This window comes from Paenibacillus sp. FSL H8-0104 (assembly GCF_038050215.1).
In the GTDB taxonomy this organism is placed as follows: domain Bacteria; phylum Bacillota; class Bacilli; order Paenibacillales; family Paenibacillaceae; genus Paenibacillus; species Paenibacillus amylolyticus.
Genome location: NZ_JBBOTC010000001.1, coordinates 6,437,260 through 6,463,551 on the forward strand (window position 1 = coordinate 6,437,260; position 26,292 = coordinate 6,463,551).

At 47.5% G+C, this 26,292-nt stretch carries 24 protein-coding genes; 3 read left to right on the forward strand and 21 right to left on the reverse strand.

What is annotated here, in order from left to right:
* Window positions 1–15: 15 nt before the first annotated feature.
* The 19 genes from NST38_RS28260 to NST38_RS28350 all read right to left on the reverse strand — a co-directional run bounded on the left by NST38_RS28260 (window position 16) and on the right by NST38_RS28350 (window position 18,966).
* Complete coding sequence (locus tag NST38_RS28260) at window positions 16–1,467, reverse strand: SulP family inorganic anion transporter (RefSeq protein ID WP_076253678.1); 1,452 nt, start codon at window positions 1,465–1,467, stop codon at window positions 16–18.
* Between the two features lie 517 nt (window positions 1,468–1,984).
* The gene (locus NST38_RS28265; RefSeq protein WP_036667829.1) at window positions 1,985–3,655 is read right to left on the reverse strand and encodes an ABC1 kinase family protein; all 1,671 of its coding nucleotides are present in this window, start codon (window positions 3,653–3,655) and stop codon (window positions 1,985–1,987) included.
* Window positions 3,656–4,036, reverse strand: a complete 381-nt coding sequence (locus NST38_RS28270; RefSeq protein ID WP_036612779.1) for a phasin family protein — start codon at window positions 4,034–4,036, stop codon at window positions 3,656–3,658.
* Between the two features lie 72 nt (window positions 4,037–4,108).
* Window positions 4,109–4,747 (reverse strand): ThuA domain-containing protein, encoded by a 639-nt coding sequence (locus NST38_RS28275; RefSeq protein ID WP_036667831.1) that lies wholly within the window; start codon window positions 4,745–4,747, stop codon window positions 4,109–4,111.
* 43 nt (window positions 4,748–4,790) lie between these two features.
* The gene (locus NST38_RS28280; RefSeq protein WP_235193706.1) at window positions 4,791–5,513 is read right to left on the reverse strand and encodes an SDR family oxidoreductase; all 723 of its coding nucleotides are present in this window, start codon (window positions 5,511–5,513) and stop codon (window positions 4,791–4,793) included.
* Between the two features lie 178 nt (window positions 5,514–5,691).
* Window positions 5,692–7,191: a cobyrinate a,c-diamide synthase gene (locus tag NST38_RS28285; protein WP_076253679.1), complete on the reverse strand. Its 1,500-nt coding sequence runs from the start codon at window positions 7,189–7,191 to the stop codon at window positions 5,692–5,694.
* Window positions 7,192–7,397: 206 nt separating this feature from the next.
* Window positions 7,398–8,228, reverse strand: coding sequence for a uroporphyrinogen-III synthase (locus tag NST38_RS28290; RefSeq protein ID WP_076253680.1), 831 nt, complete (start codon window positions 8,226–8,228; stop codon window positions 7,398–7,400).
* A 130-nt stretch (window positions 8,229–8,358) separates the two neighbouring features.
* Window positions 8,359–9,561 carry a GerAB/ArcD/ProY family transporter gene (locus NST38_RS28295; RefSeq protein WP_076253681.1) on the reverse strand — a complete coding sequence of 401 codons (1,203 nt, stop codon included), beginning with the start codon at window positions 9,559–9,561 and terminating at the stop codon, window positions 8,359–8,361.
* A gap of 56 nt (window positions 9,562–9,617) precedes the next feature.
* Window positions 9,618–9,839 carry a hypothetical protein gene (locus NST38_RS28300; protein WP_036612790.1) on the reverse strand — a complete coding sequence of 74 codons (222 nt, stop codon included), beginning with the start codon at window positions 9,837–9,839 and terminating at the stop codon, window positions 9,618–9,620.
* On the reverse strand, window positions 9,832–11,031 hold the full coding sequence (locus NST38_RS28305) for a Ger(x)C family spore germination protein (RefSeq protein WP_076253682.1): 1,200 nt from the start codon (window positions 11,029–11,031) through the stop codon (window positions 9,832–9,834). The genes NST38_RS28300 and NST38_RS28305 overlap by 8 nt, the downstream gene beginning before the upstream one ends.
* Before the next feature lie 4 nt (window positions 11,032–11,035).
* Window positions 11,036–12,631: a spore germination protein gene (locus NST38_RS28310; RefSeq protein WP_051447282.1), complete on the reverse strand. Its 1,596-nt coding sequence runs from the start codon at window positions 12,629–12,631 to the stop codon at window positions 11,036–11,038.
* 174 nt (window positions 12,632–12,805) lie between these two features.
* Complete coding sequence (locus NST38_RS28315; protein WP_076253683.1) at window positions 12,806–13,141, reverse strand: hypothetical protein; 336 nt, start codon at window positions 13,139–13,141, stop codon at window positions 12,806–12,808.
* A gap of 44 nt (window positions 13,142–13,185) precedes the next feature.
* Window positions 13,186–13,887 (reverse strand): pirin family protein, encoded by a 702-nt coding sequence (locus NST38_RS28320; RefSeq protein WP_036612794.1) that lies wholly within the window; start codon window positions 13,885–13,887, stop codon window positions 13,186–13,188.
* Window positions 13,888–14,085: 198 nt separating this feature from the next.
* The gene (locus NST38_RS28325) at window positions 14,086–14,499 is read right to left on the reverse strand and encodes a DoxX family protein (protein ID WP_083684969.1); all 414 of its coding nucleotides are present in this window, start codon (window positions 14,497–14,499) and stop codon (window positions 14,086–14,088) included.
* Between the two features lie 50 nt (window positions 14,500–14,549).
* Window positions 14,550–15,410, reverse strand: a complete 861-nt coding sequence (locus NST38_RS28330) for a M56 family metallopeptidase (RefSeq protein WP_076253685.1) — start codon at window positions 15,408–15,410, stop codon at window positions 14,550–14,552.
* A gap of 1 nt (window position 15,411) precedes the next feature.
* Window positions 15,412–15,828: a BlaI/MecI/CopY family transcriptional regulator gene (locus tag NST38_RS28335; protein WP_017691824.1), complete on the reverse strand. Its 417-nt coding sequence runs from the start codon at window positions 15,826–15,828 to the stop codon at window positions 15,412–15,414.
* Between the two features lie 208 nt (window positions 15,829–16,036).
* Window positions 16,037–17,500: a catalase gene (locus tag NST38_RS28340; RefSeq protein WP_047840780.1), complete on the reverse strand. Its 1,464-nt coding sequence runs from the start codon at window positions 17,498–17,500 to the stop codon at window positions 16,037–16,039.
* Between the two features lie 288 nt (window positions 17,501–17,788).
* Window positions 17,789–18,595: a winged helix-turn-helix transcriptional regulator gene (locus tag NST38_RS28345; RefSeq protein ID WP_036612804.1), complete on the reverse strand. Its 807-nt coding sequence runs from the start codon at window positions 18,593–18,595 to the stop codon at window positions 17,789–17,791.
* Window positions 18,571–18,966: a Fur family transcriptional regulator gene (locus tag NST38_RS28350; protein WP_076253686.1), complete on the reverse strand. Its 396-nt coding sequence runs from the start codon at window positions 18,964–18,966 to the stop codon at window positions 18,571–18,573. The genes NST38_RS28345 and NST38_RS28350 overlap by 25 nt, the downstream gene beginning before the upstream one ends.
* Before the next feature lie 272 nt (window positions 18,967–19,238).
* Between NST38_RS28350 and NST38_RS28355 the strand changes: the two genes are divergently transcribed.
* Window positions 19,239–20,351, forward strand: a complete 1,113-nt coding sequence (locus tag NST38_RS28355) for a GGDEF domain-containing protein (protein ID WP_076319286.1) — start codon at window positions 19,239–19,241, stop codon at window positions 20,349–20,351.
* A gap of 126 nt (window positions 20,352–20,477) precedes the next feature.
* On the opposite strand, the gene NST38_RS28360 is transcribed toward NST38_RS28355, so the two are convergent.
* Window positions 20,478–21,416: an aldo/keto reductase family protein gene (locus NST38_RS28360; RefSeq protein WP_047840782.1), complete on the reverse strand. Its 939-nt coding sequence runs from the start codon at window positions 21,414–21,416 to the stop codon at window positions 20,478–20,480.
* Window positions 21,417–21,575: 159 nt separating this feature from the next.
* Window positions 21,576–23,213: a hybrid sensor histidine kinase/response regulator gene (locus NST38_RS28365; RefSeq protein ID WP_076253688.1), complete on the reverse strand. Its 1,638-nt coding sequence runs from the start codon at window positions 23,211–23,213 to the stop codon at window positions 21,576–21,578.
* Window positions 23,214–23,694: 481 nt separating this feature from the next.
* Between NST38_RS28365 and NST38_RS28370 the strand changes: the two genes are divergently transcribed.
* Together NST38_RS28370 and nrdG are read left to right on the forward strand one after the other, a co-directional pair.
* Entirely contained in the window at window positions 23,695–25,656 is a 1,962-nt protein-coding gene (locus NST38_RS28370) for an anaerobic ribonucleoside triphosphate reductase (protein ID WP_051447284.1), read from the forward strand.
* On the forward strand, window positions 25,653–26,162 hold the full coding sequence (gene nrdG, locus NST38_RS28375; RefSeq protein ID WP_076253689.1) for an anaerobic ribonucleoside-triphosphate reductase activating protein: 510 nt from the start codon (window positions 25,653–25,655) through the stop codon (window positions 26,160–26,162). The genes NST38_RS28370 and nrdG overlap by 4 nt, the downstream gene beginning before the upstream one ends.
* Window positions 26,163–26,292 lie beyond the last annotated feature (130 nt).

Genomic DNA, 26,292 nt, shown 5'->3' on the forward strand with positions numbered 1-26,292 from the left:
TTCGTTGCAAACAAGCTACGAACCATGCCCTCCAGCTGTAGCAAATCCACTCCGTTCAAGAATACGGGAGCTTTCCTCGTTTAACCCGCGCAGGTGCACGGTTTTGCCAAGCTTCGCGTATTTGAACTTCACTTTGCCGATAGCCACAACCGCAGTGTTATCCCAGATATGTGAACCTCCGAAATCAATCGTGATCTCCTTCGGATCGGCCTCTGCATCGAACTCATCCACGAATCGGGACGAAGAACCGAAGAAGAACGGTCCGTGAACCCAATAAACTTTCTGCCCTTGCGCTTGGCTCGCCTGTACACGAATCTTGGTCTGTTTCCAGCCAAAATGCAGCACACTGAGCACAACGCCGACCATGACCCCGATCGACAGATCGTGGGTATAGACCACAATCGCTACCGTCACGATCATGACAAAAGCTTCCGCCCGCGGCACGCGAGTTATATTTTTGATGGAACTCCAGTCGAATGTTCCGATACACACCATAAACATCACACCGACCAGCGCACCCATTGGTACCTGTTTCACCACACCGCTAAACAGCAACAACAGGATCGCGAGAAACGCACCCGCAGTAAACGTAGATAATCTTCCACGTCCGCCAGACTTCACATTAATGACCGACTGCCCAATCATCGCACAGCCGCCCATGCCGCCAAACAAACCGTTCACGAAATTCGCAATACCCTGACCACGCACTTCACGATTCTTGCTGCTTTTGGTCTCGGTCATCTCATCCACGATGGTTGCGGTCAGCAGAGATTCCAGCAATCCAACCAGTGCCATGGTGAATGAATAAGGCAGCAGAATCATCAGCGTGTCCCAAGTCCACGCAATATTTGGCAAGTGGAACATCGGCAGAGTGCTCGTTATATTCCCCATGTCGCCGACTGTTCTTACGTCAAGATGAAATACCAAGGTAATAATCGTCATCACGATAATTGCAATCAGTGGAGCTGGAACGCCTTTGAAAAACCGTGGCAAAATATAAACGATCGCCAGCGTACCCGCTACCATCGCATACATGATCCAGTTCGCTCCCGTGAAGTGGGTTAACTGCGCCATAAAGATGAGTATAGCCAGTGCGTTAACGAATCCGGTCAGCACCGAATGAGGCACAAACGTAATAAACCGTCCAACCTTAAATATGCCCAGTAGAAACTGGATAATGCCCGTCAATATCGTCGCTGCAAAAAGATATTCCACGCCATAATCCTTGACGAGTCCAACCATCAGTACCGCCATGGCACCGGTTGCCGCCGAGATCATGCCTGGTCTTCCACCAGCAATCGAGATCACAATCGCAATCGTAATCGAAGCGTACAATCCGACCATCGGATCAACACCCGCAATGATGGAGAACGCAATGGCTTCCGGAATTAACGCCAGCGCTACCGTAATGCCTGCCAGCACGTCTCCGCGAATGTTGCCAAACCATTGTTGTTTTAAAGTATTCATATGTTCTTGCCGTTCCTCCTACGTGTATTCCTCATAATGGACAATCTTACTGAAGAGTAACGGAAGCCGTTCACACTAACCAACTACCCAGGACAGCACAAAACAACGGATTCCTCTCCGCATTATTCGTATGCTCTTGCCTGAGTTGCATCATTATTAACCATCCATATAGCCTTGACGGGTTAATATGCACTCATGTCTTTTCCGTTCCAGTGTGTACCGCTGGTGTTCCATTACTGCCTCAGTTGCCTTACTTCGTGCGACATAAGGAGCTGATCCTGATGCCCATAGGTTTTCCCCTCTCAGAAAAACCGGGTCCGTTAATGTACTGACCTATTATTATAGTCACAGGACCGGATATGTACTAATACAGTTAAGGCGAAAAAACAGAACCTTTTCTTCTATTATCTTAATCTTTCTATAATTTACTCACCAATTCTCTATTCACAAAAAATAACCCGCAAAGATCCTTTGAAGAAAGTCTCTTTACGGGTATTCTTGTGATGTAATGCTGTTGCTAGAACCTTCCCGATTTGAATATCGAATAGAGCAGGAAAGCCACCATCAGAATCGCCACCAGGAAACCAATCTCAATGACCGGAATATCCCACAGCATCGTGGACTGATGACTGATCGAAGAACCGATAATCAATCCCACCATAATGATACAAAAGGCGAGTAACACGATACTGAAAGACAGCCGATTACTAATCTGGTCCATTCTACGCATGAGTGCATCGAGTTCAGGGACACTGATCTCCAGCCTCAGCTTGCCTTTGCTAATAATGGATGATAATTGCCTTAACTGCCCTGGCAGACCAATGACACTCTCGGCCATATCGGCCGCACTGCGGAACAAGCGATTCTTGATTCTTCCAGCGCTAAAACGTTCCTTGATCAGCTTCCGCCCAAAAGGCTCGGCCATATCTACAATGCTCAGGGAAGGATCGAGATGTTCAATTACACCTTCCATCGTCAGCAACGATTTACCTAGCAGCAGAATATCAGCAGGCATGACAACCCGGTGCCTCTGAGCTACGCCGAACAAGTCATTCAACGCCTGACCCACACTAATCTTGGAAAAGGGAATATCGTAATATTTGGTACGTAACTTGTCCAAATCCACATGAAGACCACGCAGGTCCATGTCATCTGGCATCATGCCCAATTTTTCAATCGCCCGGATCATACTGTCCGTATCTTTGCGCATTAACCCAATAATAAGTGAAGCGAGCTGTTGTTTCATCTCGTCGCTCAGACTGCCCACCATACCGAAGTCTATAAAAGCAAGACGTCCATCCTTCAATACCATCAGATTGCCCGGATGTGGGTCAGCGTGAAAGAAACCCTGAATAAAGATCTGATTCAATAATGAATCCACCAGCCGCTCGGCAATGTTGTTCAGATCATGGCCGCGTCTGACCAGTTCTTCACGATCATTGAGTTTGATACCTTCGATATACTCCATAGTGAGCACACGGGACGAAGTCTGATCCCAGTAAATTGCCGGGATTTTCACCTTGTTGTCCTGTTGGTACTGCTGTGCAATCTTTTCCGTATTTCGGCCTTCGACCGTATAATCCAGCTCGGCCATCAACGCCTGAGCATATTCTTCGACCATTTGCGGAATCTGATATTGCTTCACCCAGTCCCAGCGCTTCTCGGCCATGGCTGTCAGTTCACGCAAGATATCCAGGTCACGCTGCACAATACGCGATATACCGGGACGCTGAATCTTGATGGCTACCGATTCACCGCTTTGAAGTTTGCCCAGATGCACCTGTCCAATGCTGGCCGCAGCTACAGGGGTATCCTCGAACCGGGAAAAGATCTCCTCCAGCGGTGTATCCAATTCCTGTTCCAAAATACCCCGTGCCGTCTCGGAAGAGAACGGCGGGACCTGATCCTGTAACTTCACCAGCTCACGAATGACAGACTCAGGCAACAGATCTGCCCTTGTGCTTGCGAGTTGCCCCAGCTTAACGAAAGCTGGCCCCAGCTCCTGCAGCACAAGCCTAATACGTTCACTCAGCGTTTTGGTGGTGTGTGCTTCACGCGACATCCACCGTCTGGGCAGAGCCAGCAACTGGAACAAACCCAGCTCCTCGACCATATAACCGAAGCCATGACGCACTAGCGCCATGGCAATTTCACGGTATCTGCCGACATGTTTGATTCGCACTGCCATCTACTCGATCTCGTTTCCTTTGAGAGGAGGAGGAACTTCAAGTGGAGCTGGGGATTCATCAGGTTGAAGCTGTGGTGAGTGGCCCAGTTCGGCAAGTTTTTTCTCCAGAACGGCAACGCGCTGTTCCAGACTGGTTACATCACTTTCGGATGCCACACCAGCTTCCTGAAGCACACGCTTGACCTGTTCTTGAATCACTCTCTTGAACTGGCCTTGCTCTTCATCGCCCCGTTCCAGCAGACGTTCAACCAAAGCTTTGGATTCACCGGGCGCAAGTTCCCCGCGCTTGACCAAATCATCCACGGTTTTCTCAATTTTTTCTTTGCTTACGACAGTAAGACCAAGCCCTAACGAGATCGCCTTTTTGAACAAATCGCTCATTTTTGTCATCCTCCTCTTCGTTGATCTCTATATTATACCCCTTATACTCTGCATGCAAAAATGTCAGTCCGATCAGACGTAACGCGCAGCCCATTTGCCTGCTTGCAGAAGTAACTTCCGGTACGTTTCGTGTGCAAAAGACGGCACATGGTGACCCGGCATCAGATAAACAATACGCCCAACACCATATCGATGAGCCCAAACCGCAGGCTTTGGTCCTTCTTCGGATTGATATTCAAGTAATATTTTCGTTTCGGCAAAAGAACCAAATTCGAACTGATAAGGCTCTTCTTCCATTGTGAAATTCGAAATGCCCTCCGTCACGGGATGGCTTTCCGCCGTTACAGTGAATTCAAGCGGTGCATACGCCGGATGATGCAGGAACTTGGCACCGATCATCTGTTTGAGCTCATAACGATTTTGGAGCGAAATGCCGTTATGTATAATGACCAGTCCACCCCCATTACTTACATAGGACAACAAACCTGCTGTCTGCTGTGGAGAGACTTTACCCTTCCAATCGTCCATGTATGAGATACATACATCAAACCCGGTTATATTTTCTTGCAGCAGCATATTCCGATTCTCACTGCACTGCACAGTCATAGTATCATGGAAAATTCGGCTAATCTCCGCATCCACCCCCTGAAGCGGGTGCCAATCCGGATGTGTATAATCGCCAAGTAATAATGCTTTTTTACGATGATCCATTCAATTAATCTCCTTTCTTGTTCACCTCACTGTATAAAACCAACTACCAGGGGAGCTTCTCTCCCTTGTAGTCCACATATGCGGGCTGATCTCCTTTAAACTGTTCATGGCGGTCGATAAGTACTGCGATATGCTGTGCAGATTGCTCGGGCGTGAGATCCGCAGCAACATCCAATTCGCCCCTCATATAACTCTGTACCCAACCGGGATGCACAAGCATCACTTGTCCGCCTTCATCCTTCAGACCATTGTGCACAAGACGGGCCTGCATGTTCAAAGCAGCTTTGGACATACAATAGGCATACCACCCATCCCGACTGCATTGTTCTATACTTCCAGCCTCGGAAGAGATATCAACAATCAGCTTGACCTGTCCTTGAAGAAGGAGGGGTAACAGGGAATGAGTCACACGCAGTGTACCTAAGGTGTTCACATTAAATACTTCAGCCATCTCCGCCATATTCAACGGCCCGCGGATATGATCCGTAATACTTCCTAGTATAGCCGCATTATTGATCAGCATATCCAAATGATTCGTATCCAGCTTCAATGTCTCCGTGAACAGTGCTACCGACAGGTCGTCCGCGATATCCAGTTCGATGGCGCGCAGATGGTCAGGATATCCTTCTGCAAGCATACGAATTCCCTCGGAATCTTCCACGTCCAGACCGGCCGCATACACGAGATACCCTCTCTTCAGCATCTGTGCCGTCAAAGCCAATCCCAATCCACGAGCAGCTCCCGTTACACATACGGTTCTCATCATGATGTCCCTCCCTCGCATAATGATTCTGTCTTTTATTCATTCCACATATTCATCTGAAAACCTTTAATTCAGAATAGGATTGCCAACTTCACGACCAAAGACTCAGGAGGTAAAAGCGAGATTAGAGCCATTTTGCTTATTGAATTCAGCTATCTATTTGAGCTATAAATAGCTGTTATTATCTCTGCATATCTCGCTCCTGCCGATAGGCTAAACAATGTTCCACCCATCTTTGAGCAGCTGCCGGATAAGAGCCCAGATGAACGTGCGTATACCCCGCCACGATGTTGCCTGCGGCATATCCCTCTTGCTTCAAGCCACGCATCCCCTTGGTCTCATACGCATAAGGAATCGTTTCTTCATCACGATAGGTCATTGTCGAATAATGAAATTCATGACCTCGAAGTACTTCACCCTTTTTCAGTAAAAAGGAATCCTGAACGCTACTCGCTTCACGGTAGCCAAGCGCAGCGCGCTTCTTCTGCATCTGCACCTGTGCGGGGATAATGCCCGCCATGTCAAAAGTAACTCCCTCTCGGTCGGTCAACGTTTCTCCAAGTACCATGTAACCACCACACTCAGCAAATAAAGGCATGTTGGATTGTGCTGCCCGTCGAAGTCCTTCCAAGAAATCTTGGTTACCGGCAATCTCTGCTGCAAACTCCTCTGGAAACCCGCCACCCAAATAGATGCCATCCACATCTGTTGGAATACTTTCGCCAGCGAGCGGACTGAAGTAATGTAATCGAGCCCCGGCCGCTTCGAGCAATTCCAGATTATCGGGATAATAGAAATTAAATGCCGCATCGCGCGCAACGGCAATGACAGGCTGCATCGCATATGATACATGTCGATTATTAACATGGATCACTGAATTGGAAAGTGGATCGTAATTCGAGCCTGATTCAGCATTAGCCGAATCAGCTTGGGCAGTAGTTGCAGGAATCACTTCTTCTTCATTCAAAGGTGGGGCGCTTGTCGCCAGCTCCAGCAGCAGATCCAGATCGGTGCCTTCCATCAGCACATCGGCAGCCCGCTGAAATAATGGTTTCAATTCACCCCGCTCAATGGCAGGTACAAGTCCCAGATGTCTCTCAGGAATGGACATGTCTTCATCCCGCTTCAGCCAGCCAACCACCGGAATTCCGCACATCTGCTCAATGGCTTTTTTCACAATGGTATAATGACCCGCACTTCCACACCGGTTGACGATCACTCCGGCAATATTTAATTCAGGATCCAACTGTTGAAAACCCAGGACAATCGCGGCCGCACTGCGAGCCATGCTGCGTACGTCCACAACCAGAATCACAGGGGTCTGCGTGACCAGAGCAATCTCTGCAGTTGAGCCTGTATTGCTGAGCGGATCTTTGCCATCGTAAAGGCCCATAACGCCTTCTATAATGGAAATATCATGTCCCGCCGATGCCTTCTCGAACGTATCTCTCACGTATTCAGGCGATGTCATCCATGCATCCAGATTACGTGACGGTCTGCCCGTGACGGCGGTATGATATGTCGGATCAATATAGTCCGGGCCGCATTTGAACCCTTGTACACTCAAGCCACGCTGGGCAAGTGCCCTCATCAGCCCCAAGGTTACTGTCGTTTTTCCTGCACCACTTCCGGTCCCTGCAATGATAAGTCGGGGTCTGGCATTACGATCTGCAATGGTCATCGTCATTTCCACCTTTTCTTCGAGATAAGAAAAGCTTCTGATCGAAGCACTATCAAGGATGTACATTCGTATTTTAGTTGTAACGTATAAATTCTATAATCTAAACAAAACCGCATCATATAGCGATGCGGTTAAGATTAATGCACACTTTTTATTCATGAAGCGACGCCAAAAGCTTTTTATCGAACTGATCTAAAAGCAGGCCACTAATCTCTAATCTTGGCCGCACGCCCTGCTGCAAAGTAACGTCCAAGCTCAACGATGAGTGCTCCCATCTTCTCTTCCTCCGGAATGACCAGTGCCTCAATGCCTTCTTCACGCATGGAGTTTGCGGTAACTTTACCTACAGACGCAGGAATTACACCTTGTCTGAAGGCTGCAAGCATCGGCTCAAGCTTGTCCTGGGAGGCCGCATATTGCGTCAGAAACCTAACCTGCGGTCCACTTGTGAACGCAACAGCATCTACTTCGTACTTTAGAATTTCATTCAATAACTGTTCCAGTTCTGCCTCTTCTGGCGGTACATGGCGGTAAGGAAGCACTTGTCTGACGATGGCACCTTGTTCTTCCAACCATGCAACGAGTTTGGGAGCTGTCTCCCCATGAAGCTGCAACATAACCTTTTTCCCTGCGAGATCATGTGGGGTGAATTCTCGGATGAGCCCGTCCGTGCTACCGTCATCATCTCGTACCAGCGGTGTTAGCTTGCGCTTTTTGAGCGCATTCACCGTCTTGTATCCCCTTGCCGCAATTGAGGATTCTGATAATACATCCAACAATTGGCCTGCCACTTCCATATCCTCAGCCATTTCAAACAATGCATCCAATCCCATACCCGTCGTTAATACCGCCCAATCTGGCGGGTCTGAGATCCAGGATACCAGCCCATCCCTGATACTCCGATCATCCAGGAATACGGTCCCCTGTGCCGGTCGCACAAGCGGGATTCCACCCATTTTTTCAACCAGTATGGACATTTCTTTCGATTTTCGTGGTCCTGTCAATGCTACACGTACACCTGCCAAATGTTGAGCCATTCATGTTCCCCCCGTTAGTTCAGCCGAATGTTCATCAGTCTGACTACAGTATACAGGGTACTTCTGTGGAGGGAAACTGTACTTTCCCTCTTTTTGCCCGTTCATCTATAAGGATTTTTGATGGAATGCATCAGGAAGGCTGGAGTTCTCCGCCATGAGAATCTTTCCGTCTTTTCTCTCCGTCCTTCTCCGAATCAGCCGATTTTTGTTCCGGCTCATGTTTCTCTTTCTTTGACTGTTCTCCCGATCTCTGTTGGGTAGATTCTTTTTTATCCTTTTTGCGAGGACGAAGGAAAAGAAACAGCACGATAGGGAACATCACTTCAAATACAATGGCGATCCACGTCCATTCCCGAGTAAAACGATTGAGCTGAATGGCATTTCGGAAGAACCAGAATGCACAGACAAATCCGACGAGGGCAATCGGGCCTGTCAACACCTTTCCCGATACGTTCGGAATGATTCGCTTCAATCCCCAGCAGACAAAGTACAGGTCAAATGCAATCTTCGTGATCATGGTAGGCAAGGTTGCCGCTGCCAGCGCAAGGTCAAACCGATCCAAGAAATCACTGATTTGCAATTGTCTTGCCAGTTCATAGGAGGGATACACCAACCTTGAAGCGATAGGAACTCCAATGGAGGTAATGGTCTCCACAAGGATTAGCATCATCAGGAGTGCAGAGAGGATAATACCTGACACAACCGATTTATATCGAAAATCACTGCCTTTGATAACAAAAGGTAATGCAATCATCTCTCCGTAAAACGAAAATATGTACCAACTCCCCTTGCCCACTCCCGTAACATCAACGTGAAAATACGGCATCAAATTATCCATATTGATCTGTTGAATGAGCATGAAAGGCACAATCACGGAGTTTAAGAGAAACAATGTCACATACAACTCCGACATACCGATTAAGGAGCCGAGCCCACCTCTGACGATAAAAACTCCCATAACGATCAGAGATAACACAATGATGGAGATGGGCGTGGTCTCTAACAAAGTTATGCTGATATAATCCCCCGTTAACCGGATATCCCTCGCAAACACAAAGAAAAAAAACAAAATGTACATCAATCCTGCGAGCCTTCCCAAAAAGGGGAATCGCCCAGCAAGGGCTTGAAATAGATCCTGATCCGGAAATCTCCGCTGGACCCGACTTAACATCCACATGGATGCAAGCATCACTAAGACTACAGGTATATACGAGAGATAAGCGTGTTGTTCCGCATAGTAGATAGCTTGCGCGTGAGGCTGAATTAACGTTCCTGAAATACTGAGCAGCAGCACGAGCAGGATCATCTGACGGTGTGTCACTCTCTGATTCATGATATACCTCCTTTCCCTCTCGCGATCTCGCAAACTTAATGCATCCTGTCCACAACCTAGGGCAGTGGCAGTAAGCGCTGGATAACGTGGCTTATCCATACCGACACAAATAAGGTTTTGCTTAGATTAGTCACATAGAACCAAATGCCTGTAGCCACTGCTATCAAACTATAGGATAGCCAGCGATTAATGGCAGCTGCCTGTTTCAAATGTCTGAAATCCATCAAAATGACCACGATTACCATGGCCAGGAAGGTAAATAAGAGTGGTTTAATCATGTACAACTTCATCCTCTCCGACGCCAATTGGTTTATTGCTCACCCCAACGTTTTCAATAAGGACATGGGGGGTAACCGTCACCTCAACTTCAGGGTATATGTCATCCCAACGATCCTTCATCGTGTCCCACTTGGCCGGCAGATGTTGATGAATGGATCGACCGATTCCAAGGATGTCCGCATGGTATTTTCCCTGAACCAACCGGACACCTTCCTCGATATCCAATTTTATTTTCTCGTGAATGGCTTCATGTAACTTCAGAATCTCATTCTCACGCCGGTCGCCATAATTGGATTCGTTATCTACGAGAACTCCCTTGGCATATAATTCAATATTCACGGTGACCTTATCAGCCTTGATACTGGGATGTAGTGAAGCGTTGTTCTCGTTCAACTTGATGAACATATTTCCATCTCCGCCAGGAGCTTTAACCATAATCTCCGGTGCATTGGCCTCGCCCATAGCAAGAATGAGCGCATCGGCTGGAGCTTTGTCAATCATGCCAACCAGCTTATCTTTCTTGAAAATGGCCAACCCATCCAGCTTTATGTTTGTTTTGGCGTCCTTCCACCCTTTTGGAACATTGCTCACTTTCGAAGCGACCGGCAGGAATGGATCGACACCTTCACTCAGAATGGCATCTATAAACGTTTTAAGTGAACGTGGATTACGCATATTGAGGAAGCACAGTTCCCGCACCATCTCGGATGGAAACTTCTCTATAGGTGCATCCGTATCCATGACCTCATATGCTGCACCTTTTGTGACCACTGGCAATGCAGAGAGTCGGTTCAGCGGATACCGTGTAAACAGATCGAGCATGGGGGCCACGCCATCCCGGGCAAGCTCCTCACCAATAAGCATCGTACGGCGATGCGCGTAATAGATTGTTCGTGAAAGTTCCTTTTGACCTTCAATAGACGTACCATGCACAGATTTGGCTGTATTGGATAACATGAACCAGGATTTATCCCCACTCGTGCCGCCTCCGCCTCCTTCACTACCGGAAGAACCGGATTGTCCTGGCAGAGCAATCTGAAGACTGGATCTGTAATTGTCCCCCTCCTTATCAACAGCAATACCAATCACAAAGGCAACATCGTTAATCTCCTTACGATCCCAGCAACCTGAAATAAAAGTGGTACATAACAACAGCGCTATCACTGCCCGGTACTTATATATGATCTGCATGGGTTCACCACCCTTCCTCAGCTTCAGGGGAACCGTTGATCTTTTCGGTCATCCGTTTCTGATCCCGATGTACCGTAGAAGGACGATTGATCATTTTCCACCATGGCACACGAATGAGAATGTCTTTGGTATCTGTTTTACTGTACGGGCTAAGACCAGAGAGATATGGGACACCGAACGAAGTCATCTGTGTCAGATGCACCGAGATCAGGACCAAGCCGATGACGATGCCGTATAGTCCAAGCATACCTGCTAGTAACATGATCGGAAATCGGAGCAGACGCACCGTAATCGCGAAGTTAAATCGCGGGATCGTGAAGGAAGCTATTCCTGTCATGGATACGATAATAACCATCGGTGCGGATACAATCCCCGCTTGAACTGCCGCCTGTCCGATCACGAGTGCACCGAGGATACTGACAGCCTGACCCACTGTCTTGGGTAACCTGACCCCCGCTTCCCGGAGAGCTTCGAACGACAGCTCCATGATGAGGGCTTCCACCAAAGCCGGAAAAGGTATAGCCTCCCGTGCACCCGCAATACTCAGAATCAGCGTAGTTGGCAGCATGTCCTGATGAAATGTTGTAATAGAGATATACAAGGCTGGCAGGAACAGAGCGATGGCTACGAATAGGAAGCGAATCCACCGCACCAGATTACTGATGAAGAATCGCTCGTAATAATCCTCGCTGGCTTGTAGCATCTGCCACATCGTGACTGGAGCAATTAGCGAGAATGGGGTTCCATCTACCATAATGGCAAAGCGTCCTTCCAACAGATTGCCTGCAACGGTATCCGGCCGCTCCGAATAGTGCATCTGAGGGAAAGGGGAATACGGATGATCTTCAATCAGTTCCTCGATATAACCCGTCTCCAGGATGCCATCAATATTAATTTTTTCCAGACGTTTCTTGACATCTTGAATCGTTTTTGGATCAGCAATACCTTCTAGATAGGTCAGCACAATATCTGTCTTGGTGTCTGTTCCAAGGGTCATACTCACCATCTTGAGCGCAGGTGTTTTCAGCTTGAACCGCAATAAGGCCGTATTCACACGGAGCGTTTCGGTAAATCCCTCCCGCGGTCCCCGAATGACGGATTCTGTCTGCGGTTCCTCCACACCACGTCTGACGCCACCTTTGACATTGAACATCCAGGCTTTGTTACTTCCATCGACCACCAGAAGGGCAGAGGATGCCAGCACCCCTTCTGTCGCAGCAGCCCAGGTATCCACTCGCTTCACCTGTGTTAGCTCAACGGTTGTATCATCCAGTGGAACATCAGGTTCATCTGTGCGCTGCTGCACCAGCCCTCGAATAATCGGTCGCAGCATGTGTTCCTGGATATCAGCCGAATTGACAATGCCTTCGATATAGACCAGAAGTCCTTTCACTTCAGGCGTAATCATGACGTTGCGAAAAACCACATCAGAACAATCGGAGAATATCTCCTTTACCGCCTTAATCTGAGTTTCATGTACTGCACTAATTGGCTGCCGAAGAAAAGGTGGGGACGGCAGTCCCAAAGGAATATGTTTTTTTTCTTCTGAAGCTCGTCCCGGTTGTCCGGACTTGTCTTTCCCAGATGTTTTGTCTGCCATATGCCGCCCCTCCGTTCTTGTTTTTATACAAGGTAGCTTGTGCCAGACAGCAGGGAATTATGTGGTCTTTTTTGCAAAATTACGATTAAATTCTCTGAGTTTTTAGACAGCAAAAAGGCCTCTGTATTTAACAGAGACCTCTGGGATGTTCCAAGTTCTATAGGTACTTATAAGTTAATCCGCAAAATAATCTTCAGGCACATAACGAATCTCCGACTTCGCATAGATGCTTAGCGTGTGACTCTCCCTGTCGTATACTACCTGTTCACCATCTACGTAGTACCAGTGTTTCAAAAGGGGCTGATCCTTGCGTTGGACAAATCGAAATACGTTCAGTTCCTGTCTAAGCTCCATAATCTGTTCCACAATCTGCTCGTCCAGACCCGTAACGGTAAATATGAAACCTGTACCTTCTTGTTGGAACCGATAGGACAGCGAATCTGTTTTGCTATTAGCTAATCCTCGTCCGGTCACCGCATGTTTAACCATAAACCATTCCTGTTGCGCCATACGTGTATATCCTCCTTCATCTTGGAGTTCATTTCATCAGCCATCTACGGCAAATCAATAATCATATAGAACGTATCTTCGTTTCCTTGCAGTTCGATTGAATCCCGCTGTTCCACACGAGCCGTGTCGCCTTCGTTCAACAGGTACTCTCCATCCAATCCCAGCTTGCCTTCGATGGAGAAAATGTACATTCGGCGGCCTGCATCCTGATTAAAGGTTAACGTTTCGTCTTTGGCTAATCGGCCAAGGTAGATCGTCATATCCTGATGAATGGTCGCAACTCTTGGTCCCCCATCTGGGGATACAATCGGCACGAGTGCTCCTGCCAATGCCGCTGGATCAAATGATGTCGTCTCATAGGAGGGCTCCAACCCTTTTGTCTGTGGCATGAACCAGAGCTGAAGCAAACGTACTTCTTCGGTATCGGATGCATTATGTTCGGTATGAATCATGCCACTGCCTGCTGACATCCGCTGGATACCACCAAAGCCTGTAACGGCTACATTGCCCAGATTATCTTCATGTCGCAACTTGCCGTTCAGTACGATCGATACAATCTCCATATCACTATGCGGGTGAGCTCCAAAACCGCGACCAGGCGCAATCACATCGTCGTTCGCTACCCGCATCGGTCCAAACGCCGTATTCTCCGGGTCTTGGTATTCTCCGAAAGAAAAGCTGTGACTACCACGGAGCCAGCCTCGATCGAAGCTGGAGCGGGCATCGGATGGAATGACGTTAATCATAAAATGCATCCTCCTTATTTTTTCTTAGTAGCATACTTATTCTCATTGTAACAAACCTCAGGCATGTCGTCCAAACGAAAAAAGTTCTCTACTGATCAGCCCGGTTCGCAAATCAATTCCCGAACCGGCCTGGCCAATAAAGAACCTCGTTACAGGACTCATCCTGCACTTCATTATTTTTAGCAATCGTTAGTCAAATCAAGCACTCACATTCTGGCGAGCGCTCCCCTGTCTGGAGAACAGATAATCCACGGCCAGGAGGCGGCTTCCTGTGAAGAGCAGTGTCAGGGAACCCGCAAGCAGCAGGTAATCTAACTCGGTACCACTCAGGAACGGCTCACCCACTTTGGCTGTAAACAGAACGCCAACCATCACGATGGCAAACAGAGCAGCAAACACACGTGTTCCCAGACCCAGAATCATCGCTGCACCACCTACCAACTCAATGATGGCTACAACGGATGCAAGAAATCCGGGAATACCAATACTTTCGAAAAAACCTACCGTACCGCTGATTCCACCTTCGAATTTACTCCAGCCGTGCAATACAAAGATCAAACCGATCATAATCCTTGAGAAAAGTAATCCAATCTCTACACTTTTATTATTCATGTTCATCTTCCTTCCTCATTATATTTGACTTCACATGTAGCCCAATTAATCTATCCGATGGACCAAACAAACAAGATAGACAGCAATAGAAAAACAGTAGCCGACATCAGGACAGCATAACGTGGCAACCTCAGCGTTACGTCCTGTTCCGGGTCCAGCAGACGTGAAATGCGGACATTCACCGACGTATCCGCAAATGAGGATTGAACGGTCAGTTTTTTGACCCCCCAAGGTTCAGGACAAGCACGGAGCAACTTGAGCAAAGCACTGCCAATGCCTGCCACATTGCCTGTACGCTCAATGGCCTCATTGTCTGCCAGAATTTCTCTAACAATATTGTAATGTTTCGAAGTATGCTTCAATACAGGAATATACGGCATCATGATTGCAAATACCGATAACAGTGTTGTCTTCAGTGGGTCACGGTGCCACAGATGATGGACTTCGTGGTACACAACTGCAGTCTCCTCTTCTGCATCCAGCATCGTCAGAAGCCCCGTGGAAAGTACGATGCAAGGTCTCCATAGACCAATTGTAAATGCAACCGGAGAATGCTTGTCCACCACAATGAATCCCGGCTGTCCGAGATGGTGATACTTGGACTCCAGTTCGCGAGACAATGCACGCACCTCCATGGAGCGAAGCTTACGTACGGCTGCTCTGGTTTTCATCATACGCACCATTAACAACCAACCTGTTCCCGCAAATGTCAGCAATACCAGTGCCAGCAGGAAATGTCCCACGGATAACCATCCCAGTCGACTCATCCAATGATTGCAGAGCCAGAGCAGGTTAAACGGGATATCCCAGCCAAAAATTTTGTACATCGCGTACATGAACATCTGCATGAACACGAGTAACGGAATGCCAAACCCGACGGTAAACAAAAGTTTCGAGCGGGTCTTCCACATCTTAATCGCTATCCTTTTTCCATTGTTTGATCTTCTGTTCCAAGCGTTCAATCAGACCCGCATCTGCTTCGTCCAGCGCATCCAGCATATGATTCAATGCCAAAGCTCCGAATTCATCCACCAACTCATGTGACAGTTCCTTGGATTGGTCGTTCATAAACTCCTCCTTGCTCTGTACCGGTTGGTACAAAGATGTTCTGCCCTTTTGTGACTTTCCGAGAAGTCCCTTGTCTACGAGCCGGTTCATCACGGTCATGACTGTATTAAAATTGACGTCTTTGTCTTGTTCAAGTGCGGTCTGCACTTCACGGATGCTACTGCCAGGACGAGCCCATAAAATGTCCATGATCTTGGCCTCCAGCGGACCAAAAAATCGGTTGAGCCCACGCTCACCCACTTTGAAATTGTGTATTCTCATTTTCTGACACCCCTCACACTACCCATTGTAGTGCCATCAAATGAGAAGTCAACCTCTATGTCAGCTATTTTATGTAAATGATTTGTAAATTTGTTTTCCATTTCAGTAAAAAAGGCCAAAGACCGGGAGTTCCGCACGTTCGCGGTTCTGCCCGGTCTTCAACGAATATTAGTCCGTATGATGTTGTAGAACATGGTCAAACTGTACTTTATTTTCCATCCTGTGACGGCATATGTGCAGAAATATCCACGCCGAGTCCATGAGCCAAACGTCCGCCAAGCTGTCCATCCGCTCGGAAGAAGTGGCACAGGGCACGCATTTGAATATCAACAGATACGCCCTTAAGGTCATTGATCAGATTATCAAGCAAATGCTGCTGCTCTACAGGAGTAAATGAACGGAAAAGCTCCCCTGACTGCGTATAATCATCCGTCTTCTCGATTTTCTCTCTTGTAACATGCCCTTGCAACGGAACCTGACTGTCCCGGTATGCCGGATCTTCTTGCGGGCTGTTTCCTGAACTGTTGGGTTCATAGTTCACCGGAGATGGGTCCTGATTCACATTCATGAGTCCATCACGCTGATGATTACGAACGGGTGCGTACGGGCAATTCACCGGAATTTGCAAATAGTTCGGTCCAAGCCGGTGACGCTGTGTATCTGGATAGGAGAATAGGCGTCCTTGCAACAATTTGTCTTCGGAAGGCTCAATTCCGGGTACAAGCGCACTAGGAGAAAAGGCCGCCTGCTCCACTTCAGCAAAGAAGTTTTGTGGATTCCGATTCAGGGTCATGGTCCCTACCGTATGGAACGGCAATACATCTTCAGGCCATGTTTTGGTTGGATCGAGAGGATCAAAAGCAAAATCATCCATTTGCTCCGGCTTCAAGAGCTGTACCTGAAGCTTCCACTGCGGGTATTGCCCGTTCTTGATATGTTCATGCAGGTCCCGGGTAGCATGATTAAAGTCCTGTCCTTGTACCTCGGCAGCTTCCTGACGAGAGAAGCCTCGCACGCCTTGTGCAGACTCCCATTTGTATTTCACATAGTGGACCTGTCCCTGTGCATTAATCCATTTGAAAGCATGTACGCTGAAACCATCCATCTCCCGATAACTTGCTGGTGTGCCCAGATCAGAGAACAACCAGGTCATCATATGTGTTGATTCCGGTGAGAGGGTCATAAAGTCCCAATATCGGGCAGGTTCCTGAATGTTTGTATCCGGAGCCGGCTTCAAGGAATGCACCATATCAGGGAACTTCATCGCATCACGAATGAAGAAAACGGGCAGATGATTACCGACAATATCATAGTTGCCTTCCCGTGTGTAAAATTTGACGGAAAATCCACGTGGATCTCGTGCAGTCTCTGGTGATCCCGTACCATGAATAACGGTTGAAAAACGAACCAGCACATCCGTCTCCGTACCTGGATCTTGCAGGAAGTCAGCTGTTGTATAAGCCTTCATACTCTGCTCCAGCGTGAATACACCATGAGCTCCGGCACCTCTCGCATGTACGACTCTTTCGGGAATACGTTCACGGTCAAAGTGGGCTATTTTCTCAATGAGATGGTAGTCTTCAAGCAGTGTCGGCCCTCTTCTGCCTGCTGTGCGGGAATTCTGGTTGTCACCTACAGGTGCTCCCTGATTCGTTGTCATACGTTCTGTCATCATGTCGTCCTCCTCTAATGGGTCTCACGGCTGTTATATATCTACTATTAAAATCATATTCGGCTTCGGTTTAAATATACATTTAGACTTGATCTAACTGTTAAATTGATTCTAACATGTCCCACTCTACTCTTGCATGAGGTTCACATGAGATTAAGATGAGGTTCTTCAACATTCATGAATGAACTATGAACATGTTTTAAGGGAATGATTCTGATCTGCCTCTCTATTAGGTAGTACCCGAAAAAGCATGAAGTGAAAGATAAAATTTGGGCAAAAAAAAGCGGACTAATCCGCCAGGCGGTAGCCCACTCCTCTTACTGTTACAATATATTGCGGCGAAGACGCATTATCGCCCAATTTTTTGCGCAAGCTTTTGATATGAACATCGACCACATTACTTCCACCCGTAAAGTCCGTCTCCCAGATATCGCTGAGCATTTCCTCACGGGAAATGACTGCACCTTTGGCATCAATCAGCTTGAGTAACAGATCATATTCGGTCTTGGTTAGATGAATCCGGTTATTATCGCGCTGTACACTCATCCGTTCACGATCGAGCCACAGATCTTTGAATCCGATACGGTGCCCTTCCTCAGGCAAAAAACCACGGTTGGGCAGAGCAGGGCTGTTGCCAATCATGCGCTGCACTCGGTAAAGTGCTTCCTGCGGGCGTGCAGGCCACACCAGCAATTCCTCCTGAAGCATCGGTCCACTTGCACTGCCAATCATCTTCTCACCAACCAGATACAAACAAGGGGTTGTATGCTCAGCCTCACGATTCAATCGGCTGCTAATGCCGGCAAATGCATCGATAGTTCCAGCAACAGACAGATCATAGATCAACAGATCAAAGACAAGACGCTCATGCAGATCCGGTTCCCAGCGATGGAAGACCAGTACATCAAAGCAACTATCCGTTAAGGCCTTTACCAGTTCATGAACCTGCCCCGGCATCGGGCTGATCAGAATAACACGCCTTGTAACCGGACAATTGTCCACAAGGGGTGTTGAGTCAGACAAGGCTGGTTTAACCCTTAGGGGTAAACGGCGGCCAGGCAGTTTTATTTTTACTTGATCCGTTTGTTTCTGCATTCCCCGCAGACACCTCCAAAGACCACATGAGCATGATCGATTGCATATCCGGTTTCTTCAGCTACCTGTTTCATCCATTGTGGAGGAATCTCTGTCATCACCTCGTCCACTTTGCCGCACACTTCACACATAATATGCTGATGATCATCCATACGGGCATCGTACCGGCTTGCTGTCTCTCCGAGTTTAAGTTCCCGTATCAATTCTTTGTCCGTCAGATAACGAAGAGAGTTATACACCGTACCATAGGCCAGATTATATCCTTGTTCCACGAGTCGATTCATGACATCAGCAGCTGTCGGATGATCCTCTGAATGGCGCACCACATCATATACCGCTTGCCGTTGTATCGTCAGATTTAAAGTTCTCACAACCATTTCTCCTTTATTATTGATCCATTTTATATGAAATCAGACACTGATCTTCTACTTATGATGGTCTTCCCAAAAAGAAGGAATATATTTTGATTTAGATTAAGTATAAATCTCATTGCATATTGAAGTCAATATCACTCTAACATCCTGTATATGCAAATAAACCACCTTTACCAGCAATCCCCTCATAAATTTGGGATAATATGGTTCGCTACAGCGCAAATTTTCAGATAAAATATAAGGATGTGCGTAAAAAGGGGGAATGTCGGTTGTTTAGCACTTTTTTCATTAATATCTGTGTCATGATTACGTTTATGTATGTGTCCGGGATCATCGCAAAGTTCTATAGTATCCGATTGCCTTTTCCCTCGTTACGTGTTCAGTTGATCGGCGGCTTATTATTCGGTATATATGGCACAGTACTCATGAACTATTCATTCCCTCTGAACGAAACTACGATTGTAGATCTACGGCATCTGGCCATCGTTACCGCAGCGGTATATATGGGAGGATTGGCTTCGGTCGTTACGGGACTCATGATCTCGATCATTCGTATTCTGATGTTCGGCTTATCATCCTCTGCCATAGATGCAGGTTTTGTCATGACTCTGATCGGACTGTCCGGTGTATACTTCGCCTATGCTCCTTGGTCCAGACTGACTAAAATAATTACAATGAATCTGCTTGGCATGACATTAATTTTTATCATCCTTATGTTGAACACGGACAGCATGAATTCATTAATGAAGATATATCCGTTACAAATGACCATTTCTTTTGCCGGTGGAATATTTATCTATTTCATTGCAGAATTCATTAATAAATCCAATGAAATGTTATTTCTATTGGAAAAAAGAGCTTCTACCGATCATCTTACCAACCTGAGCAATCGACGACAGTTCGAAAAATCACTTCAACTGGAACTACAGCGTGCGCGGGATTACCAACAGAAGCTTTCCTTGCTTGCCATTGATATTGACCGATTCAAAAAGGTAAACGACACCTATGGTCATTCCGCTGGCGATGCGGTCCTGAAGCAACTTGGACAACTGCTTGTTGAGCATGCACGTTCTGCTGATATCGTATCACGAAACGGTGGGGAAGAATTCGCCATTCTCTTGCTCGACTGTGGACACCGTCAGGCCGTGGCTACCGCCGAATCTATACGACAGGCTGTAGAGAAATACCATTTTGCTCTGCCCGACGGGCACACGACACGTCTAACCATCTCCATTGGTGTAGCCGTATATCCCGATCATTGTGATGATCATGACGATGACGACTTCTTCGAACAGGCCGATCGTGCTTTATATGAAGCCAAGAATACAGGGCGTAACCGTGTGTGTGCCTTAACTTTTCGTTCCTTGCCTCTTACGCTTTAAAGTAAGATCTAACCTTTCAACGTTCTCCAAAAAAGGGATGTCTCGTTCGCCTATTCAGGCGCACAGGACATCCCTTTCTTTATAGATCATTGCATATCATCTCAGCTTGTGTAAAATGACAGGAGATCAAGCAAGGATGCTCTCAATCTCCTCCACAATGGCAGCATCCAGCTTCACGCCAGATGCAGCCGCGTTCTCTTTTACCTGCTCGGGACGACTCGCCCCTACAAGTGCACTGGATACATTGTTCTGGCGCAGAATCCAAGCCAGGGCCAGTTGGCCAACCTTCAGATCCAGCTTGTCCGCCACTTCAATCAGTTGACGAACTTTCCCGATACGATCCGCATTGATCTTTCCTTCGTCCCATCCTAGCTTGGCAGCACGGCTATTCTCTGGGATATCGGAAACGGACGTATATTTCCCGGTCAATAGACCTTGAGCAAGCGGGGAATATACGACTTGTCCGATGCCTTTACGCTCACCGAGCGGGATAATTTCATTTTCGATATAACGGTCAAACATGTTGTACACCGGCTGATTAACCACGATACGATCCAGAAGCAGACGATCTGCTGTACCCAACGCAGCTTCCATCTGAGCCGCTGTCCACTGGCTGACGCCTACATATAACACTTTGCCTTGGCGTACCAGATCATCGAGCGCGCGGAGTGTTTCTTCAATTGGTGTTTCGGTATGATAACGATGGCAGTAATAGATATCCACATATTCAACGCCCAGGCGCTTCAAGCTGGCTTCACATTGCTCCTTGATATGTTTCCGAGACAACCCCTGGTCATTCGGACCATCACCCATTTTGCCAAATACTTTGGTTGCAAGTACATAAGAGTCACGGGAATATGCTTTGAGCGTCTGCCCCAGCAGTTCTTCTGCTGCACCCCGTTCGTATACATTGGCAGTATCAAAAAAGTTAATGCCTTCATCAAATGCAGTTTCAATTGATTTCACCGCATTCTCACGTTCCACATACCCTCCGTACGTCAGCCAGCTTCCCAGGCTGATCTCGCTCACTTTCAGTCCGCTTCCACCTAATCTGCGATAATCCATTGATTGCATATCCTCCTCTGTTGGTTATAAAGATGAAGTTCACTTACTATTGTAACGTAACCAGCTCGGAATAAAAGGGCTTTGGCTCAGAAAATGGAAAATGAAAAGAAGCGCACCTATAACCGGTGCGCCGAATAAAGATTTATCTATGATCATGATTTAAGGCAAAGTAATACTCAATGCATTCAACAGATCAGCCTGTCTGACCGGCTTGGTCAGAACAGCATCAAATGCTTCTGCTTCATGCAATTCAATGTGCATCCCATAAGGAACAAGAACAATGACGGGCAGATTCTCCAGGCGCTGTTTCAGTTCATGTACAAAATCAACTGCGCCGCCTTCCAGTAACCCCATATCCACAACGGCTACATCCGGCATGAATCCTTCCTTGATCCAATCATGCGCTAATGTCACACCGGAGGTCATGTGTACATCCATCTCCCACCTACGCATCAGGGAAGAGACGCCTTGCAAAATGTCAGGGTCCTTGGCAAGCAACACCTTTTTCCCTTTTAACCGCTGCTGAACACTTGCGAGTTGAGGTAACTCCCAGTATCTGCGCAACGGAAGGGAGATGTTAAATTCCGTCTCATTTTCCTTCACACTGCTCACCTGAATACGGCCATGCATGAGAATGGCAAGATTCTGGCTTACAGCTAAACCTAGATTGCTTCCAATCAGTTTTTGGATATTCAAATTTTCATCTTGGCTGTTAAAGGTTTGTGTCTTCTTGTCCGATAACATCTGACCCGTGTACTTCACCTTGAGCTGAAGTGTACCGGTCTCCTCCAATTCTCCTCCGTTCACCACTGCTGTGATCAGAACGGAACCTTCACGCGTTGAATCGAGAGCATATTGAATGACGTGTGCAAGCAACTGTCCAATCTTGACTTCATCACCAACAAACACTTGAGATACATTCAGTTCAAGATTTAATCCCAGCTCAATGTTCTTGCCCGTCGCAATCCCGGCATAGAGATACACGGTATTCTCAATGGTGCCTACCAGATCAAACGGATCATCATGTATAACCGTTTTACCTGCTTCATTAATGTTGAAATTCATCATATTATTCAGCAAGGAAAGCAGAATATTGCCGCTTGTCTCAATCATGTTCACATATTCGGACTGCTCCTCAGGCATATCCGGTGTGCGCATCAGATCTGTCAGTCCCAAAATACCGTTCAAAGGATTGCGAATCTCGTGACTCATTAGCTTCAACATCTGTGTTTTGGTCATAGCCTCAGATTCGGCACGTTCTTTCTCTGCCTGGAGCTGTTCTTGCATTTGTTCCGAATCACTCAATTTCTGCTCCTGAACATGCAACGTGCTTTCCAGATCAACAACATAACCCAGGAATACAGCCATTGCCTTCAGTGTCTTCATATCGGTTTCGCTGATCACATAACCAGGATCATCCATCAGACAGATGGTACCAAATGTTTCGCCCGATCTTCTCATAATAGGCACGCCCACGAAGAAGCGATTGCCAAGTCCGCTCGTAACGCCCATGGATCGTGTCATCGGATGTTCACATGTATCCGGGATCGTAAGAACGCTACCGTTGTCTCTTAATACCAGGCTGCAATATGAATCCGTAAATGGAAGTGCACTGCCTTTAACAACTAACTCTTCCGTACGATTAAAGGCCTCCAAAATGACATTGGTCACCCCGTCATTCGTGGCAACAAAGATGGTATTGACCTTCAATATACCACTTAATACGTCTACGATATGAGCCGCAGCTTCCTTTATATCTTCATAGAAGCCTCTTGTAATGCCTTCTGCCGTCCCCATGATTCACCCCTCTTATCTTAGCTGCACTTTCAAATCTGTATTTCAGAATGTTTAATCACGTACAGGGGTCATCAAAAATCCGAATAGCTGTCACAATCTATACTTATATGATTAACACCGTAGAAGTATAAGAGAATCATACTCCCTGCCTATTGCCCATTTGTGGACAAAAGCAGGTCTTAAACGGATGGTTTAACGACCGCGAATTCATTGCAACTCGCCTTTTCAGCTTGATTAAAGTCCATCTTGTCCGACTTCGGATATTATACTTGCAGAATAACTAGAAATTATACGCTTCCGCTCAGACTTTGGGAACCTTTATCCGTAGCAATTAAAGGAAAGTCCACTTTGTTCAGTAAGCTGTGTGATCATTATCACACCCAAAAAACCACATATAGTTTATAAATGGATAAGACGAATCTACATATAGTATTTAACGTGAATTGAATGATAACCAAAATCATTTTAGGAGGAACCTTACATGAACATGCTTGAGTATGCCACCCCACTGGCATCCGATCTATTATCCGACCTGGGAAGACGAATTATTGGCGCAGAAGACGCCGATACGCTGAGGGAAAATGCGAATCTGAACGGGGATTCCTTCAGTGGTAAGATGAGCAGGCTCGGTTCGGAGACCGCCAAGTGGCATGCTCTGCGTCATGTGTTGCCGGAAGAGCTTGCCCAAGCTGTGGAGAATGGGGATCTGTATGTACACGATCTGGATCAGTATGCACTTGGAACGACCAACTGTATCTTTATCCCGTTTGACCGTCTCCTTGCTGCGGGTTTCAACACAGGTAACGGATCGGTTCGCACACCTCAGACGATCATGTCTGCCATGGCTCTGGTTGCGATCATCTTCCAATCCCAGCAGAACAGTCAATATGGCGGTGTATCGGCCAATAAAATTGACTGGGATCTGGCCCCTTATGTACAGCGATCGTTCCGCAAACACTACCGCAAAGGGCAACGGCTCTTTGGTGAAAATGTTCTGATCGGGGATGAACAGCTTCATCTGGATAGCATCGAAGCGAAGAATCAATGTCCGCGGGCATATGCCTTCGCCTATGAAGAGACTGAATTGGAGACAGGACAAGCTGCTGAATCACTGATTCATAACCTGAATACGATGAGCAGCCGGGCGGGTGGTCAGATTCCATTTACTTCACTGAACTATGGATTATGTACTTCTGCGGAAGGACGGTTGGTATCACGCTCGTTGCTGGAAGCAACCATTCGTGGCCTGGGCAACGGGGAGACTCCCGTGTTCCCTCAACATATTTTCCAATGTAAACAGGGGATCAATCAGGCTCAAGGAGAGCCGAACTATGATCTGTTCCGGCTCGCAGTCACCTGTTCATCCCGGCGGATGTATCCTAACTTTGTCAATGTGGATGCCTCTTTCAATCTGCCTTTCTATCATCCGGAAGATCCGGATACGATCATTGCAACTATGGGATGCCGCACACGTACACTGGCTGACCGGTTTGGTCGCAATCGTCAAAGTGGTAAAGGTAATCTGTCCTTCAACACCATTAACCTCGTGAAGCTCGGCATCCGGTTTGGCATCTGCCAAGGTGCAAGAGCTGTCGCTGACCGAGCCGGATTCTATACTGCTTTGGAGTCAGTTATGCATAATGCCGCTTCCGGCCTGTTGCACCGCTACCGAATTCAGACATTGCAGCCTGCCAAGGCATCGGACTTCATGATGCGGGAGGGTGTATGGGAAGGTGGAGAACAGCTTGGCCCGAACGAGCCGGTTGCCGAGCTTTTAAAGCATGGAACATTATCTCTTGGTTTTATCGGTCTCGCGGAATGTATGACAGCTCTCTATGGGCGCCATCATGGGCAGGATCCTCATGTACATCGCGAAGCGCTCAACATTATTCGGACCATGAGAGAGTTCTGTGACCGGATGAGCGAGCAGCATAACTTGAATATCACACTGTTTGCCACACCTGCTGAAGGGTTGTCCGGCAAATTCACGAAGATCGACAGAGAGCGTTATGGCATTATTCCCGGAGTGAATGATCGGGAGTATTATACGAATTCATTCCATATCCCGGTCTACCACACGCTTCCAGCATATCGGAAGATTGAACTGGAGGCCCCATTCCACACTTTATGTAACGCGGGTGCGATCTCCTATGTGGAGCTTGACGGAAACGTTCGGGCCAACACCGCAGCTTTCCTGCGAATTGTACAGTATGCACTGGCGCAGGATATCGGTTATTTCTCCATTAATCATCCAATTGATCGCTGCCCTGCATGTGGTTATGAAGGCGTCATTGGGGATGTATGCCCAAGCTGTGAAGCCCATGAGAACCATGTACACTTCCAGCGGTTACGCCGCGTAACTGGCTATCTGACCGGAGATTACAAAGTACGCTTCAATGCTGCGAAGCAAGCCGAAGTGCGGGATCGGGTGAAACACCGGTGAATCTATATGGTTACATCCCGGAATCGGTTAATGAAGGAATCGGCCTGCGTGCCGTGTTGTTCATCAGCGGATGCCGTCACGCCTGTCCGGGCTGCTTCAGTCCGGATTCATGGAGCTTTCGAGCGGGTGAGCCCTTTACAGAGGAGCGGCAGCAGCAGATTCTGCATGAAGTGACGACCCATCCGTTACTGGATGGCGTTACGTTGTGTGGTGGTGATCCCTTTTTCTCGGCAGCAGAATGTACGTCTTGGGTCCAGCAGCTCCGCGCTACACGTCCTGATCTGACGGTATGGGCCTACACGGGATTCGAATATGAAGAACTGATTACCGACCCTGCAAGAGCGGAGCTTGCCCGGTTGTGCGATGTGATTATTGACGGTCGATACGTTGAAGCAGAGCGTGATGTTTCCCTTCCCTTCCGCGGCAGCCGGAATCAGCGTTTGATTGATGTCCGTGCAACACTAGCCACTCGAACCATCGTTACAATGCAGCTCAGTATGCTGTAAACATTGGTTTTATTCCCCTCACCAACTAACAAGGCACGGGTCCCCAGCGGACTCGTGTCTTGTTGGCGTATAGTGGTCTGCTTTAAGAAATAGGTTTTATCCATTCTCTCTATTTTCTTCTCTATTGCAT